Here is a 15,325-nt window from a genome sequence, read left to right as displayed (position 1 = left end):
TCGGCTTTGTTCGATGGAAAAGCGAACTGAACGAGTAGTTGAATTTGAAGCGCGTGAGGCGCTTTGTATCTTCGAGGAGACTTTCAATAGTTGATAATGATTCTCAATAATGCTACGATCAACTGTATAGGTTTGCTAATGGACTTAGTTCATTACTTGAAGACGAGGTGTTTAATATGGAGCAGATTATTCGGTCGGATAATATACATGGGTACTTTGATAGCCTCTCCGATTATTTGACGGTGATTGGAACAGAAGAAGAGGGAGAACAACAGATCATCCTTCCGCCTCTTTTGGGCATGGGAAGCATTTCCCGCATGAAAATCAGACAAGGATTTGAAGTTGTCATCTCCGATATGACGTTGAAAGAGGATTGGAATCAGTATATCCACGAAAATCGGGTTTTTGAGATCAATTATTGTTTTAGTGGAGATGTGGATTGTATTTTTAAAGGCAACCGCTATTCAACCCAAGTACAATCCGGCAATATATATTCGATGGAGGATAGCGAAATTCATTTGTTCAAGAGAGCCAAACAGAGACATCAATTTCTCGAAATCAGATTTTCGCCCGAACAAGTCCTTCACTATTTTGAAAATGCCGAGGATTATCGAAGCGTAGAGAAGTGGTTGAAGAGTCAGAGGGGACAAATAAGCCCTTTGAAAAATTCTGTCACACTTAAACGCGCCGTGAACGAAATGTTACAATCGTCCTATCTGGGCGCATTGAAGAGATTGCATTTGGAATGCAAGATTATGGAAATCGTTTTACTCGTTTTGGAAAAGTACACGTGCGAGCATCGGTCAAATGTTGCTTCTTATATCAAAAAACCGGATGTAGAGAGGCTTTACGCTACCAAGCAAATCATTCAGGATCGACTCGAAAATCCGCTGTCTTTGAAAGAATTGGCCCGAGCCACGGAATTAAACGAGTTTAAGCTTAAAAAGGGGTTCAAAGCTCTTTTTGGTATGACCGTTTTTGAATATATTCGTGATCAGCGATTGGAAAAAGGCTTATTTCTAATGCAATATGAACAGTTAAACATTGGAGAGGCAGCGGCGGCGGTAGGTTATAGCAATCCGAGCAACTTTTCTGCGGCATTTTATAAAAAGTACGGTTGCAAACCGGGGCGTTATGTGCGCTCGAATCCAGGATGAAGTCCCGTGATCAGCTTCAATCGAAAAATTTCGAGGACAAATGCAATCAGGCATAGTTCTTGCCCGTGGCGGCAAATCTTACCTAAGCACGGACAAGGGCTGCAAGTGCCCAGGTTGTCTGTTCATTGTGGAGCAAGCAGAATCCAAAGATGAGACTTAAGGTGTGGCGTTTCCGGACCCGTTATACAGCGGGCTTGGAAGCGTCTTTGCTATTTTCAAAGAGAGAAGTGAAGGGTTAAAAAATACGTTCACAGCCGAAAATAATCCGCCTATAGGTGGAAGGTTGCCTTCGACAAAGATGATAATCATTATCATAGGATCGGTGCATGAAATCAACTGCTATCGACCAAAAAAATCAGAGGAGGCGTTAGGAATGACTAGCGGAACGAATTCATTTTTTGATGTAACAATTATCGGAGGTGGTCCAACTGGACTCTTTGCAGCTTTCTATGCAGGTATGAGGGATTTGAAAACAAAAATTATTGAGGCCGCCCCGTTTCTTGGTGGGAAGTTGCCCTATTATTCGGAGAAGTTTCTGTATGACGTCGGTGGAGTCGCGGCGATGACGGCCGGAGATTTAAAGTTGGAGCTGGAGAAGCAAGCACGTACATTTGAGCCGGACATTGTCTATTCCCAGTTGATTGAAAGAATGGAACGCCTGGAGGATGGAACCTTTCGTTTAACAAGCAACACTGGGGAAACGCACTTGACGCGTACGATTTTACTTGCGATTGGATTCGGTACGTTGGTTACTAACAAGCTGGAAGTGCCGAATGCAGAACGCTATGAAGGTCGTCATCTACATTATGGAGCTGACAGCGTGGAGCAGTTTCGCGATAAGAGAGTGCTTATATCCGGGGGCGGCGATTCGGCTGTAGATTGGGCACTTGCCCTGGCTCCAATTGCGAAATTCGTTGGGATTGTCCACCGTAGAAATGAATTTCGCGCTCATGAGGGAAATGTTGTTCAACTTCTGAATACGGCAGCTCATATCATGACTTCTTCGCAGGTCAAGGAGATTCACGGAACTAATAATCGCATTAACATGGTGACGATAGAACAGCTTGATACGCAAGAGGATGTTGAGCTGGAAGTGGACGAAATCGTGGTTTGCCACGGCGCAAAACCGGATTTGGGTGAGATCAAGAATTGGGGGCTGAATATAGAACAGGAGCGCATTATTGTAGATGCCTGGATGAAAACTTCGATAGAGGGCATTTTTGCAGCAGGTGATGTCGTTGAGTATACGGGTAAAGTGCCGGGCTTGATTGCGGGAGGGTTTACGGAGGGACCGGCAGCTATTAATCAAATCAAAGCATATTTGAACCCTAGTCAAGAAGTAAAGCCGATCTGGTCTACGGAACATGACAAGCTCCTGTCGATTCACCACGGGTCTTAATGTAACTGTAAAGCCTTGCCAAGCTGAACGTTTTTCGAGCGATGTGAGCACTGTTGTCTCGCGCTGGGTATTGACTCTCATGGTTATCCATGGGGGTCTTTCTTTGTTTACAAATGATAGGATGAACGTATTCCTGGGATTAAAAGGCTGAGGATTCAGGGAGGTTGTGGTATAATTTAGGTACATGTATTGATTATTACGGTTGGAAGGCGGTTCTGTATGCAGTCGATCTATGAGCGAATTGAACACCTGATTGCCGAAAAAGGAATGACCAAGAAGGCTTTCTGCCAACAGCTGAAGATCAGCACGGGCAATCTGGGTGATTGGAAACGCGGTAAATCTATTCCGAGTACGAATAAACTAATTGAGATTGCTTCGTTTTTTGATGTGAGCCTTGACTGGCTCATGATTGGGCGTCCATCCAAGGAGGCGATGGTGCGGGAAAAACGGGAGGATTATTTTTTTGACGTGTTGCGGCAATTGAATTGCCAAGAAAGCGAATTATCGACTGTGGAACAGTCTTTTATCAGTGAATATATTGAATTTACCCGTTATCGCAAATCCAAGGAAAGCAGAGATTCAGGCGACTTTCGTTACAAAGGAGAAGATAAGCCCAAAGGAGACGATCTGTTGTAGTACAAGTTAGTGGAAGCTACGACTTGACTGGATTATCTGCGTATATAAAAAAACCTCTGAACACATCCGAAACCCGTCGGAGAGTTGTTCAGAGGTTTTTTCTTTGGGACTTATTGCAATATAAATATGTGATTCCGAAAGTTAGTCTGATGGAGTAACCCTTCACTTGCGGAATATGAGGTTAGGTTTACCCAAAAGATCGGAGCGAAGGGTGTTCCAGATCTGAAGGCATTGTTCTTGGAGTTCCCAGGCTGCCATTCCGAGCAAACGAACACCAATCCCGCCTGTGGTGAGCAAGCTAGCCCCGGCAAGCATGCGACCATCTGGGGGAAGGATGGACCGTACGGACTCCAATTGTGCTGCGCCCAATCCGGGGGCAATCATCCATAAAGCCGCAGAGTGAGTGTAGGCTAACAACGCAGCAGATGATGTTGGATCGTTCGATTCTGGTTCGAGTCCGAACCGATCCCATACGGCCAACTGCTCTCCTTGCCAGATTTCTGTCAGGCTGCGATATCGCTTGAATTGAAAGACTTCTCCCCGATGAATCCGTCCGGCGGACCAGATATCTGCATACGCAAGTATTGCTTGTTCACCCAACTCGAAGGTCGTGGTGAGTGAGGATGAGCTACCTTTAAACGGGATAACGCATTCAGGGAAGTACTCCAGCACCGCTCCCTGCTCCAGCCGAAAGTGATGGTTCACAGATGACGGAACAGTAGGTGTGGGATGGAGCCTCGTGGCTGATGTGCTGCTTAGCATTAAGTGAGTGTTCTGGCCCAATTGCCATTTGGATTGATAATGATCACCATTCAGCACGCCTGGAGAGACGTCTGAAGTATATACACATAATTCATCTCCGCCACCCGGAGGTCGAAAGGATCGACTGAACCGGAGAGGGGCGCTGTAATACCGATCGGTCATGACGGTGCGCCCGCCTTGGAGGGCAAAAGTGGCCCGAAGCTCGCTGCGGCGTATCACGGCCTCTCCGGTACTGCGGTTCAGTCCATATTCAACTCCATGTAAAGAGGAGGATGAATTAGTGGCTGTGAGTTGTTCCGTGCTCATGGGTGTGTGTATGCAGATGCGCAGCGGAAGCATCGTCATCCATATATTGATGTTCAAGCCAATGGACGATTTCGGATACCCCTTCACCACTCATCAGGTTCGACATCACATAAGGCCGTCCTTCGCGTACCCGTTCAGTATCATCCTTCATGACTTGCAGACTTGCGCCAACATAAGGGGCAAGGTCAGTCTTGTTAATGAGCAGGAGGTCAGAACGCGTAATACCCGGACCACCTTTGCGAGGCAGTTTTTCCCCCTGAGCTACATCAATAATGTAAATGAATACGTCCGCCAGTTCCGGGCTGAACGCAGCAGAGAGGTTGTCGCCGCCACTTTCGATAAATATCAGTTGCAGGTCCGGGAAGCGTTCAATCAACTCATCAACGGCTTCAAAATTCATTGAAGCATCCTCGCGAATAGCTGTATGTGGGCATCCTCCTGTTTCTACACCGATAATACGTTCCGGTGCGAGCGCGTTCTGACGCAGCAAAATCTCGGCATCTTCCTTTGTGTAAATATCATTAGTAATAACGGCCAGGCTGTAGCGTGTACGCAATGCCTTGGACAGCTTCTCTACTAAGGCCGTTTTTCCTGAACCTACCGGCCCACCGATTCCGATTCGCATCGGGCGACTCCGATCAAATACCTTACGTTCCCACTCCGCATGATGCGTATGATTAGCTCCTCCACACATAACAAATTCCTCCTTGGTTTTGAATTAATGAAGTTAGGACATAAACAGACGGGCTGGCAGGCTCTCGTGCCGCATAGCGTAGATTTCCTGGGCAATACCGAAGCTGTGCATATCTTCCGGTTCGTCATCCCGAATTTGAGACCATTCAGAATCAATATCATTCAAAAGTTTTTGGATAAGCATCTGTGCATCGGTTTGCCCGATGGGCAGAAGACGCAGAGCGCTATTAACATAAGCGTTAACAGAGGTATACAAATGTCCGGTGACAGCTTCGTCCATTCCGATTTCCAACTGATAATTGATGTAACCGTGAATCGTTGTAATGCCGCAAAAAGCACCATGTTCCTGTACGGCTTCATCGATTAGAGAAAAGTCCATCCATGGGTAAAGTGATCTCGCGAGTTTGAGTAATCGCTTCCCCATCTTGTGCCCGCTTTCCCGCAGTTCCCTGGGGGTTCGCTGAGCGTGTACACTTTTGTCGTAAAGGGCTAGAAGGGCGGCATCTTGTTGCTCAATGGCCTGGTAGACACCTTTGATGGCTAGACCATCGAGCCGTACGAGGCTGGAATGAAGCTGGCCACGAATGAATTGTTCGAGTTGGGCGATGGTCCGTATCCTGCCATCATGAGTGTATGCCTCCAGACCGAACGAGTGGGAGAACCCGCCAATGGGCAAGGCCGAATCCAGCAGTTGAACATAACGGAGTAATTTCGTGCCGCTGTGCATCATCATGCGTGGCCCCCTTTGTCAAAACATGAAATAGCGTTGTGCCATCGGTAATTCGTCTGCTGGCTCGCAGGTGAGAAGCTCGCCATCAGCCCGTACCTCGTAGGTTTCAGGATCAACTTCAATGATGGGTGTAACGTCGTTGTGAATCATGTCTTTTTTGCTCACCGATCGGCAGCCTTTGACGGGTTCCACACGCTTGTTCAAGCCTAGCGCCTCTTTAATTCCGGCATCTGCTGCGGCTTGGGATACAAAGGTGATCGACCCTTTGGCAAGTGCACTGCCGTAAGCACCAAACATCGGTCTGCCGAATACGGGCTGAGGCGTAGGGATCGATGCGTTGGGGTCACCCATCTGAGCAAAGGTGATCATGCCGCCCTTAATGACCATCTCGGGCTTTACCCCGAAATAGGCCGGTTTCCAGACGATCAGGTCTGCGAGCTTGCCAACTTCCACGGAACCGACGAGATGGCCTATGCCATGAGCGATAGCCGGATTGATCGTATATTTGGCGATATACCTTTTGATCCGATCGTTATCGGAAGGGGAGCCAGAGGTCAGTTCGAGCTTGCCTCGCTGCTTTTTCATCTTGTCTGCGGTTTGCCAGGTGCGAATAATGACTTCGCCAACCCGGCCCATCGCCTGTGAATCGGAACTGATGATGCTGAATACACCGAGATCATGCAAAATGTCTTCGGCCGCGATCGTTTCGGGACGAATCCGCGAATCAGCAAAGGCAACGTCTTCAGGGATCGACGGGTCCAGATGGTGACAAACCATCAGCATATCGAGATGTTCTTCTACGGTATTGCGTGTGTAAGGACGTGTTGGGTTGGTTGAAGAGGGGATGACGTAAGACTCTCCGGCAGCGCGGATAATATCCGGCGCGTGTCCGCCGCCAGCACCTTCCGTATGATAGGTGTGGATTGTGCGTCCGTTAATGGCCGCCAGTGTATTTTCGAGAAATCCGGTCTCGTTCAGCGTATCGGTATGAATGGCTACCTGAACATCATGCTCTCCGGCTGCGGTTAGACAGGCATCGATAGCGCTTGGCGTTGTACCCCAATCTTCATGCAGCTTCAGTCCGATGACACCGGCTTCAATCTGTTCAATTAATGGAGCGGTGCTGGAACTGTTGCCTTTGCCGAGATAACCGATATTCATGGGAAATGCCTCTGCGGACTCCAGCATACGGTGGATATGCCAGGCTCCAGGTGTACAGGTGGTGGCTTTGGTTCCGGTTGCAGGTCCTGTGCCGCCGCCGATCATGGTTGTTACTCCTGAAGATAATGCCGTTTGAATCTGTTGTGGACAAATAAAATGAATATGGGTATCAATGCCTCCTGCGGTCACAATCATGCCTTCCCCGGCAATGATTTCGGTCGAAGCCCCAATAACTAACGCGGGATCAACTCCGTCCATCGTATCCGGGTTACCGGATTTGCCGATTGCGCAGATGAGGCCCTCGCGAATACCGATATCTGCTTTTACAATTCCCCAATGATCAATGATGACCGCGTTGGTAATGACGGTATCAGGTGTGCCATCACTGCGAAGGGCTGATGTGGACTGACCCATCCCGTCACGAATAACCTTGCCACCACCGAATTTGCTTTCATCCCCGTAAACTGCATAATCATGCTCAATCTCTGCCCAAAGTTCCGTATCCGCCAGTCTGACAGCATCCCCGGTTGTTGGTCCGAACATGGACGCGTATTGTTCGCGGCTCATTCGTTTCATAGAGGTTCCCCTCCGTCCTGTACAGGGGGTGCGAATGTCTTCAGAAATGTTTCCAGTTTCTGTGGATCAGGTGGCTGATCTGCCGATCCTTCCGTTAATCCGTTAAATCCATAAATCTGACGTTTGCCGCCAAATGTGGTGAGTTCGACCGGTTTTTCTTCACCAGGTTCAAAACGAACAGCGGTGCCTGCCGGAATATGCAGGCGGTGTCCGAAAGCGGAAGTGCGATCAAAGTCCAGCGCAGCATTGACTTCATAGAAGTGAACGTGAGAGCCAACCTGAACGGGACGGTCGCCGCGGTTCAGTACAATCAGACGCACGGTTAAGCGATCGGGATGACAGATGATCTCATCATCCTGTTTTAAGCGATATTCACCTGGGATCATGGAGTTTTCCTGCCTTTCTCAGCGTATAGGTTCATGGACAGTGACCAGTTTTGTTCCGTCAGGAAAAGTGGCCTCCACCTGTACCTCAGGAATCATATCAGGTACACCTTCCATGCAGTCTTCGCGTGTCAGGATCGTGCCGCCGTATCTCATCAACTCTGCAACACTCATGCCATCGCGTGCGCGTTCCATGAGCTCGGAGGTCAACAATGCGATAGCTTCGGGAACATTCAGTTTAAGTCCGCGTCCTCTGCGTTCGCGGGCGAGGTTAGCAGCCACGGTAATCAGGAGTTTTTCTTTTTCCTGTTCAGTCCAGTGCAAGGTAATCCGACCTTTCCCTTAGATAGTCTATGTCGTCATGGATCATGTTATATGTTAAATATACTCACACAGGGTGGACCCTTTGTCAATATGGTTCCAATTATATTAGCAGCATGCATGAAACGAGTATGCATAAAATAAAATTGTGTAAGCATTATTGACACGGTGAGTGTAAGACTCCATAATTTGGATCAACGAACATTTCGGACATATATGACCTTAATGTTCGTCAATAGACTAAAAAAGGGAGTGTAGGCTATTGAAGAAGAGGTCGGTCAAGTTATGGAGTGTTTTGCTCGGTGCAGTCATTGCGTTGACAGGATGTGTGGAAGGTGGCACGCCGCCTGAGGCGTCGAGTTCCGGTGGGGCGGGAGAGCCAGCTTCATCCGGAGATACGATTAAAGTAGGTGTGCTTCACTCCCTGAGTGGAACGATGGCAATCAGTGAAGTGTCCGTTAAAGATGCGGAGATGCTTGCCATTGAAGAGATCAATGCAGCGGGCGGAGTTCTGGGTAAACAGATCGAGCCTGTGGTCGAGGATGGCGCTTCCGATTGGCCAACATTCGCGGAGAAAGCCGGGAAGCTGCTGCAGCAGGATAAAGTAGCCGCTGTGTTTGGCGGATGGACCTCTGCGAGTAGGAAAGCGATGCTGCCAGTGTTTGAGCAGAACAAGGGTCTGTTGTTTTACCCGGTGCAATATGAAGGATTGGAATCATCACCAAACATTTTTTATACAGGAGCAACAACGAATCAACAGATCGTTCCATCCGTAACCTGGTTGCTGGAGAACAGGGGCAAGAAGATTTATCTGCTTGGTTCCGATTATGTTTTCCCGAAAACGGCCAACCAGGTCATCAAAGCCCAGCTGGCAGCTGAAGGTGGCGAAGTTGTAGGGGAAGAATATACACCGCTGGGACATACGGATTACAGTACAATTATCAGCAAAATCAAGGCTGCCAAGCCGGATATTGTATACAACACGCTGAACGGAGACAGCAATGTCGCCTTTTTCAAACAATTAAAGGATGCCGGGATCTCTTCCGAACAGTTGACAACTCTGTCAGTGAGTGTGGCGGAGGAAGAAATTCGGGGGATTGGTGCGGATGTACTGAAAGGGCATTTGGCCTCCTGGAACTATTATCAGACTACAGATACACCTGAAAATAAAACATTTGTAGAGAAATATAAAGAAAAATATGGAGCTGATCGGGTGACGGCCGATCCGATTGAAGCGGGATATGTTGCAGTTTATCTGTGGAAAGCAGCCGTGGAAAAAGCCGGATCAACCGATGTTGAAAAGGTGAAGGAGGCCGCCAAAGGTCTGGAATTCGATGCACCGGAAGGAAAAGTGACGGTGGACGGAGAGAACCAGCATATTTACAAAACGGTGCGGATTGGCGAAGTGCAGGAAGATGGACAGTTCAAGGAATTGTGGAACTCCGGCGCACCAGTCAAACCTGATCCGTATCTGAAAACGTACGAGTGGGGCGCTTCCCTCAGTACCAAATAGTATGGGTATCTCACTTCAGAACTGCTGAATATCAGACGAGGGTGAGACAACACACCCTCATACAATATTACGGTAAAGCGTTGATGCGGAACGTTAATGATGTCTTCTATAAAATTAGATGTTCACAGCATGGGAGGGAAAAGTGATGGATATGTTTGTCCTGCAAATGTTCAATGGGTTAAGCATCAGTTCCATCCTGTTGCTGATTGCATTGGGACTCGCGGTTACATTTGGATTGATGAATGTCATTAACATGGCTCATGGTGAATTGATCATGATTGGCGCTTACGCTACATATGTGACGCAAAACTTGTTCATTTCGTATGCTCCGCAAGCGTGGTTCGATGTCTACTTTATTGTGGCTCTGCCTATCGCCTTTGGTGTGGCGGCTCTTATAGGCTGGTTGCTGGAAGTGGTGCTGATCAGGCATCTGTATGGGAGGCCGCTCGACAGTCTGCTTGCAACATGGGGCGTAGGCATGATGCTGCAACAATTGGCCCGAACGATATTTGGGGCACCAAATGTAGGGGTATCCAGTCCGGCTTGGCTCAACGGAGGTTTGACCATCGCGGACGGCATTGTGTTTCCATATAAACGTCTTTTCATTATCGCGCTGGTTGCGGTTGTACTGCTGTGCATGTATCTGTACATCTATCGGACTTCTTCCGGGAGACGGATGAGGGCCGTGATGCAGAATCGAAGCATGGCGGGCTGTCTTGGGATTTCCACCAGACGAGTGGATGGCATGACCTTTGCGATTGGTTCGGGCATTGCTGGCATCGCTGGGTGTGCGTTGACACTGATTGGTCCGATTGGCCCCTCGCTGGGCACGTATTATATCGTGGATGCGTTCATGGTGGTTGTATTGGGCGGTGTGGGGAAACTGGTGGGAACCGTGTGTGGTGCGCTTGGAATTGGCATGTTCAATACATTATTCGAAACGTATACCTCAGCTTCTATCGGCAAGGTGCTGGTATTTGTCTGTATTGTTGCTTTTCTGCAATGGAAGCCGCGCGGGCTCGTTGCCATACGGACTCGAAGTTTGGATTAATGCGAAGAAGGGGGTTATATGATGTCGGCACTTCTTAAGACGGGTAGTCTGAAAATGAAGATCATCTGGGCAGTTGTCCTGATCATGATGTGTCTGGCTCCACTCATTTCCACGGAATTCCGACTTAGTCTGTTGGCGAAATTCCTTGCCCTGGCCATTCTGGCGATCGGTCTGGATTTGATCTGGGGATATGGAGGGGTGCTTAGTCTGGGGCATGGCGTTTTCTTCGGACTTGGCGGGTACGCCATGGCGATGTATCTGAAGCTGCAGGCGAGCGGTTCAACACTTCCTGACTTTATGGGATGGAGTGGTCTTAGCGGTCTGCCGTGGTTCTGGGAGCCGTTCAGGTCATTTCCGATGGCGCTATTGCTGGGGATTGCCCTTCCGGCATTGCTGGCCTTTGCCTTGGGGTGGTTCACGTTCCGTAACCGGATTACGGGTGTGTATTTTACAATCCTGACCCAAGCATTAGTCCTCATTACCGTAACGTTATTTGTGGGCAAACAGGAATGGACGGGAGGGACCAACGGTATAACGGGATATAACGCGATCTTTGGTTTTACCCTTCATTCGGCAGGGACAACGATTGCTCTTTACTATATAACGCTTGCCGTTCTGGTGCTCGCCTATCTGCTTTGTCGCCGGGTTGTGAACAGCAGGTTTGGTCAGGTGCTTGAAGCTGCGCGGGATGGGGAAAATCGGGTTCGTTTTCTTGGCTATGACCCGGCAGGCTTCAAAACACTGGCCTTCGCCCTTTCCGGAGCGCTTGCTGGAATCGCTGGTATGTTATTTGTACTCCAGGTAGGGATCATCTCACCTTCCATGATGGGGATCGTGCCATCGATTGAAATGGTGTTATGGGTCGCCTTGGGTGGTCGTGGAACGCTGATTGGTGCGGTAATCGGTGCTGTGGTGCTGAACGCAGCCAAAACGGGCATCAGTGAAGCTTATCCGGAAGGTTGGTTGTTTGTCATTGGTGGGCTCTTTGTAACAGTGGTCTTGTTCATGCCGAATGGGCTTGTTGGTGTATACCGTCATGTGGTGCGCTTGCTGAAACGGAGAGGAGAGGTTGTGCATGTTCCAGTCAGTCAGGAAAAACCAAAAGTCTACTGATGTTCCGGTAGTCCTGGTAGCTGAGGAAATAACGGTGGCATTTGGCGGTTTTGTTGCGGTCAAAGGCATGAATCTGAAGCTGCATGAACATGATCTGCATTTTCTGATCGGTCCCAACGGTGCGGGGAAAACAACGATGCTGGATGTGATTTGCGGCAAAACCAAGCCCTTGTCCGGTACAGTGAAGATGGCCGATGGTACGGATCTGACACGTCTGAAGGAGCACCAGATTGTTCGAAAAGGGGTAGGGCGCAAGTTCCAGGCTCCGTCCATCTTTGCTGGTCTGACCGTGCAGGAGAACCTGATGCTGGCTGCGGAGAATCGTCGTTCTCCTTTACAGGCTCTGGGTATTCAACGGTATTCAAAAATAAGTCCAGCCATGGAGCGGATTACGCTCCAGATTGGTCTGCAGGGCCGTGTGGACGCACGTGCAGGGGCGCTATCACATGGGGAAAAGCAGTGGCTTGAGATTGGCATGCTGCTCCTGCAGGAACCCCGTGTATTGCTGCTGGATGAACCGGCAGCGGGGATGACGGACGAGGAAACACACAAGACGGGCCGCCTACTGCAAGAGATTGCGCGAGAAAGGTCTGTTGTGGTAGTGGAGCATGATATGGAGTTTGTTCGTGAGTATGCAGCCAAAGTGACAGTGATGCATGAAGGCAAGCTTCTAAAAGAAGGTACGATGGCGGAAGTGCAGGAAGATCCGAGAGTGGCTGAAGTGTATCTGGGCAAAAGGAGGGATGACCATGCTGTCGCTGCAACGAATTGAGTCCGGCTACGGGGAGAGCAATGTGCTGCGCGGTGTAAATCTGGATGTTGAGCCAGGTCAGGTGGTATGCCTGATGGGGCGTAATGGTGTAGGGAAAACCACCTTGATGAAGACGTTGATGGGGCTTCTTAAAACGCGCAAAGGAAGTATTCAGTGGAAAGGTCAGGAATTATCCACCCACGATCCGGCCAAACGGGCCAGGTCGGGGATTGGATATGTGCCGCAGGGGCGAGAAATCTTCCCGCAGCTAACAGTAAAGGAAAATCTGCTGCTGGGTCTGGAGACAAGTGCAGCGAGTGTAAAGACGTTCCCAGAGGATGTGCTGGCGATGTTTCCGGTGCTTGCCACGATGTATGGTCGACAGGGTGGTGATCTAAGTGGTGGGCAGCAACAGCAGTTGGCATTTGCCCGCGCACTGGCTGCCCGGCCGGGATTATTGCTTCTAGATGAGCCGACAGAAGGCATCCAGCCTTCCATTGTAGAGGATATCCGGCAGGTCATTTTGCAAATTAAGGCAAAGGGTGAAATCTCCATCTTGCTGGTGGAGCAAAGTATTGATTTTGTGCGCGGTGCTGCAGATTATATCTATGTAATGGACAAAGGGGCAATTGCACTGCAAGGCACACCGCGAGAGCTGGATATGTCGCAGTTTGAGCATCATCTGTCTGTGTAGCTTAGGGTTCTTGGTGTAGGGTGAGTTCAGGAACGCTTGTCCAGAATGTTGGAGTACTTCGGATATAATCTACGGATGCAATCCGGGCAGATATCATGGGTAAATTCGGCATGAGTGTGTTTCTCCAAATAACTCTCAACAGAGTTCCAGCTGTCCTGTTCATCCTTGATCTGTTTGCAGACAGCGCAGATGGGAAGCAGTCCACGCAAAGTACGCACTTCAGACAGGGCCTTCTTCAATTGGCGTTCTGTCTGTTTCTGTTCGGTAACATCCGTGTGTGCAATCAATGCGAGATCAGACAGCAGGGATGGGTCGGCCTGAATCAATGGGGTGAGTTCCAGGCGGAACCACCGCTGTTCGTTGTGGACAGTTTGGACGGCGATGTCGTATGTATAACTGTCTTTAAAAGGTGCAGTGATACTTTTTAACTCCTGAACAATTTTCGCATTCTTTGTTTTCTCCTCGCGTAATGTCCACCCCTCTATAAGGTGAAGGTAATGAGGCGGTTCAGGTGCTGTTCTGGAGGAGCCTGTAACGCTTGGATTTGGAAGCAGCTGCCCGAGTCCGTGTTGCCAAGCGGTGTTGCAGCTTCGAATGATCCAGTTGTGGTCGACGATGATGAGCTGGTGCTGCATGGACTGGAACGATAATCTCTCCAGATCGGATATTAAGTATCTCATGAAATGAGCTCCTCCTTGGCAGAAATTTTATCTTAAATCATCTGGTATTTCCAAAATGTCAGCGACCTGGTGCCTGAACCGGGTTGCTTTGCGTGTGCCGTGAATGAGATTGGACAGACGGTATGGCGGAATGCCATACTGTTCACAAAATGTCTTTTGGTCGACCTGGAGTTCGGTTAGTCGTCGTTTAATGGCCCATCCAAAAGGAGTCACAGGTTTCTTTTTGTTCAAAAGGGTTCACCCCTCGTTGGAATGTAGTGTTCAGCTGGTTATTCTTGGTGTAAAATATATAGATATGCGAGCTGTATATTTTATTATATACGTATTTGCGTCATCTAACAATTAAAAAAGACGTAAAAAAGTGTATTTTAAGATATTAAATGACGTAAATGCGTTAAATAGACAAAATAAATGACATAAAAAACACGCCAGCAAGGAGGTTGCGGCGTGTTTTTTATATTTTTACAGTGTGAGGAGGCGGGTTATGAAGGGATGGGGACAGATTAGGCTCTGTAGGCGTGAAGCCCTGCTCCAAGCATGTGGAAGCTTGGGAACAACGTTTTCATGGACATTGAGGTTGGTTGTACCGGTCCATCGGCAGCGGAGGCGCTGACGGTATGCCATTCATGCTCCAGATCTGCGGCCAGGCGAACCAGCAGGTCCTGGATTGTATCGGTATGAAGAGGAATCACTTTGGAGGCTTCGGTTATGCAGGCACTCATGGCTGAATGCAGATAACCAAGGACCGCCTCCTCGACAGGGATTTCGAGGTGGTGGTTAATCCAGGCGTGAACGGTGGAGAGGCAGCCGACGGATTCATACTTAGCCAGGGTTTGTTCGAGATGGCTAAAATCAATCCAGGGGTGGAGTGCATGAGCCAGCTTAATCAGTCGTTTGCCCATTGTGGAGGCGTGTTCTCTAAGATTGACTGGTGTCCGCTGGACATGGACGAGCTTGTCGATGAGGGCTGTACGCCATGCGTCATTATGATCTGCGGCAGTATATATGCCTTTAATCGCCATGCCTTCCAGACGCACGATGCTGGGGTGCAATTGACAGCGCATGAATGATTCGAGATCTTCGGCGTTACGAATGGTACCTTCAGCGATATGGGTATCCATTCCGAAGGAATGGGTGAAGCCTCCAACCTGGATAGAGGAATCAAGCAGTTTGACGTAATCGAGCAGCTTATTCCCACGGTTCACGATCTTTCGCCTCCTACGTTCGTTAAATGTTATATTAAATAACATTTATACTCCTTTTTAGTTCGTTTTATGTTCGTAAATCCGAATTATATGATATATATATTCACATAAATATCCGCTTTTTGTCAACAGTTTCTTGGTTTTTAAATGTTTAATCTGTTTAATGTTATTTTATATAACTTTATGAGTTATGT

The 15,325-nt window shown here is 48.7% G+C and carries 17 protein-coding genes; 8 read left to right on the top strand and 9 right to left on the bottom strand.

Annotation, left to right across the window (positions count from 1 at the left end; all coding sequences use genetic code 11):
• Positions 1 to 242 precede the first annotated feature (242 nt).
• The 3 genes from ACR1R9_RS20355 to ACR1R9_RS20345 all read left to right on the top strand — a co-directional run bounded on the left by ACR1R9_RS20355 (position 243) and on the right by ACR1R9_RS20345 (position 3,192).
• Complete coding sequence (locus ACR1R9_RS20355) at positions 243 to 1,157, top strand: helix-turn-helix transcriptional regulator (protein WP_180287257.1); 915 nt, start codon at positions 243 to 245, stop codon at positions 1,155 to 1,157.
• 373 nt (positions 1,158 to 1,530) lie between these two features.
• Entirely contained in the window at positions 1,531 to 2,556 is a 1,026-nt protein-coding gene (locus ACR1R9_RS20350; protein WP_310852248.1) for an NAD(P)/FAD-dependent oxidoreductase, read from the top strand.
• Between the two features lie 219 nt (positions 2,557 to 2,775).
• Positions 2,776 to 3,192, top strand: coding sequence for a helix-turn-helix domain-containing protein (locus tag ACR1R9_RS20345; RefSeq protein WP_433922876.1), 417 nt, complete (start codon positions 2,776 to 2,778; stop codon positions 3,190 to 3,192).
• A gap of 162 nt (positions 3,193 to 3,354) precedes the next feature.
• Here the strand turns inward: ACR1R9_RS20345 and ACR1R9_RS20340 are convergent, their stop codons facing one another.
• The 6 genes from ACR1R9_RS20340 to ACR1R9_RS20315 are packed head-to-tail and all read right to left on the bottom strand — an operon-like array spanning position 3,355 to position 8,127.
• Complete coding sequence (locus ACR1R9_RS20340; RefSeq protein WP_175383728.1) at positions 3,355 to 4,260, bottom strand: urease accessory protein UreD; 906 nt, start codon at positions 4,258 to 4,260, stop codon at positions 3,355 to 3,357.
• Positions 4,232 to 4,954, bottom strand: a complete 723-nt coding sequence (gene ureG / locus ACR1R9_RS20335) for an urease accessory protein UreG (RefSeq protein ID WP_053781689.1) — start codon at positions 4,952 to 4,954, stop codon at positions 4,232 to 4,234. Before ureG ends, ACR1R9_RS20340 begins: the two co-directional genes overlap by 29 nt.
• 33 nt (positions 4,955 to 4,987) lie before the next feature.
• Positions 4,988 to 5,686: an urease accessory protein UreF gene (locus tag ACR1R9_RS20330; RefSeq protein ID WP_433922877.1), complete on the bottom strand. Its 699-nt coding sequence runs from the start codon at positions 5,684 to 5,686 to the stop codon at positions 4,988 to 4,990.
• A 15-nt stretch (positions 5,687 to 5,701) separates the two neighbouring features.
• Complete coding sequence (gene ureC / locus ACR1R9_RS20325) at positions 5,702 to 7,420, bottom strand: urease subunit alpha (protein ID WP_433922878.1); 1,719 nt, start codon at positions 7,418 to 7,420, stop codon at positions 5,702 to 5,704.
• On the bottom strand, positions 7,417 to 7,806 hold the full coding sequence (locus ACR1R9_RS20320; RefSeq protein ID WP_076291706.1) for an urease subunit beta: 390 nt from the start codon (positions 7,804 to 7,806) through the stop codon (positions 7,417 to 7,419). Before ACR1R9_RS20320 ends, ureC begins: the two co-directional genes overlap by 4 nt.
• A gap of 18 nt (positions 7,807 to 7,824) precedes the next feature.
• Positions 7,825 to 8,127 (bottom strand): urease subunit gamma, encoded by a 303-nt coding sequence (locus ACR1R9_RS20315; RefSeq protein ID WP_076291707.1) that lies wholly within the window; start codon positions 8,125 to 8,127, stop codon positions 7,825 to 7,827.
• A 259-nt stretch (positions 8,128 to 8,386) separates the two neighbouring features.
• Between ACR1R9_RS20315 and urtA the strand changes: the two genes are divergently transcribed.
• The 5 genes from urtA (at position 8,387) to urtE (ending at position 13,246) form a co-directional block, all read left to right on the top strand.
• On the top strand, positions 8,387 to 9,637 hold the full coding sequence (gene urtA, locus ACR1R9_RS20310; protein WP_433922879.1) for an urea ABC transporter substrate-binding protein: 1,251 nt from the start codon (positions 8,387 to 8,389) through the stop codon (positions 9,635 to 9,637).
• Positions 9,638 to 9,782: 145 nt separating this feature from the next.
• Complete coding sequence (gene urtB / locus ACR1R9_RS20305; RefSeq protein ID WP_076291709.1) at positions 9,783 to 10,688, top strand: urea ABC transporter permease subunit UrtB; 906 nt, start codon at positions 9,783 to 9,785, stop codon at positions 10,686 to 10,688.
• An 18-nt stretch (positions 10,689 to 10,706) separates the two neighbouring features.
• Positions 10,707 to 11,801, top strand: a complete 1,095-nt coding sequence (gene urtC, locus ACR1R9_RS20300; protein WP_099859423.1) for an urea ABC transporter permease subunit UrtC — start codon at positions 10,707 to 10,709, stop codon at positions 11,799 to 11,801.
• Positions 11,764 to 12,573, top strand: a complete 810-nt coding sequence (urtD, locus tag ACR1R9_RS20295) for an urea ABC transporter ATP-binding protein UrtD (RefSeq protein ID WP_076291711.1) — start codon at positions 11,764 to 11,766, stop codon at positions 12,571 to 12,573. Before urtC ends, urtD begins: the two co-directional genes overlap by 38 nt.
• On the top strand, positions 12,551 to 13,246 hold the full coding sequence (gene urtE / locus ACR1R9_RS20290; RefSeq protein ID WP_099859424.1) for an urea ABC transporter ATP-binding subunit UrtE: 696 nt from the start codon (positions 12,551 to 12,553) through the stop codon (positions 13,244 to 13,246). The genes urtD and urtE overlap by 23 nt, the downstream gene beginning before the upstream one ends.
• Positions 13,247 to 13,272: 26 nt before the next feature.
• On the opposite strand, the gene ACR1R9_RS20285 is transcribed toward urtE, so the two are convergent.
• The 3 genes from ACR1R9_RS20285 to ACR1R9_RS20275 form a co-directional block, all read right to left on the bottom strand.
• The gene (locus tag ACR1R9_RS20285; RefSeq protein WP_433922880.1) at positions 13,273 to 13,926 is read right to left on the bottom strand and encodes a hypothetical protein; all 654 of its coding nucleotides are present in this window, start codon (positions 13,924 to 13,926) and stop codon (positions 13,273 to 13,275) included.
• A 27-nt stretch (positions 13,927 to 13,953) separates the two neighbouring features.
• On the bottom strand, positions 13,954 to 14,157 hold the full coding sequence (locus tag ACR1R9_RS20280) for a Rha family transcriptional regulator (RefSeq protein ID WP_076291714.1): 204 nt from the start codon (positions 14,155 to 14,157) through the stop codon (positions 13,954 to 13,956).
• A gap of 272 nt (positions 14,158 to 14,429) precedes the next feature.
• Positions 14,430 to 15,131: an urease accessory protein UreF gene (locus ACR1R9_RS20275; RefSeq protein ID WP_310852252.1), complete on the bottom strand. Its 702-nt coding sequence runs from the start codon at positions 15,129 to 15,131 to the stop codon at positions 14,430 to 14,432.
• Between the last annotated feature and the right edge of the window lie 194 nt (positions 15,132 to 15,325).

Origin of the sequence: Paenibacillus taichungensis (assembly GCF_050994985.1) — a bacterium.
In the GTDB taxonomy this organism is placed as follows: Bacteria; Bacillota; Bacilli; order Paenibacillales; family Paenibacillaceae; genus Paenibacillus; species Paenibacillus taichungensis.
This window is presented reverse-complemented; position numbering and strand designations above follow the sequence as displayed.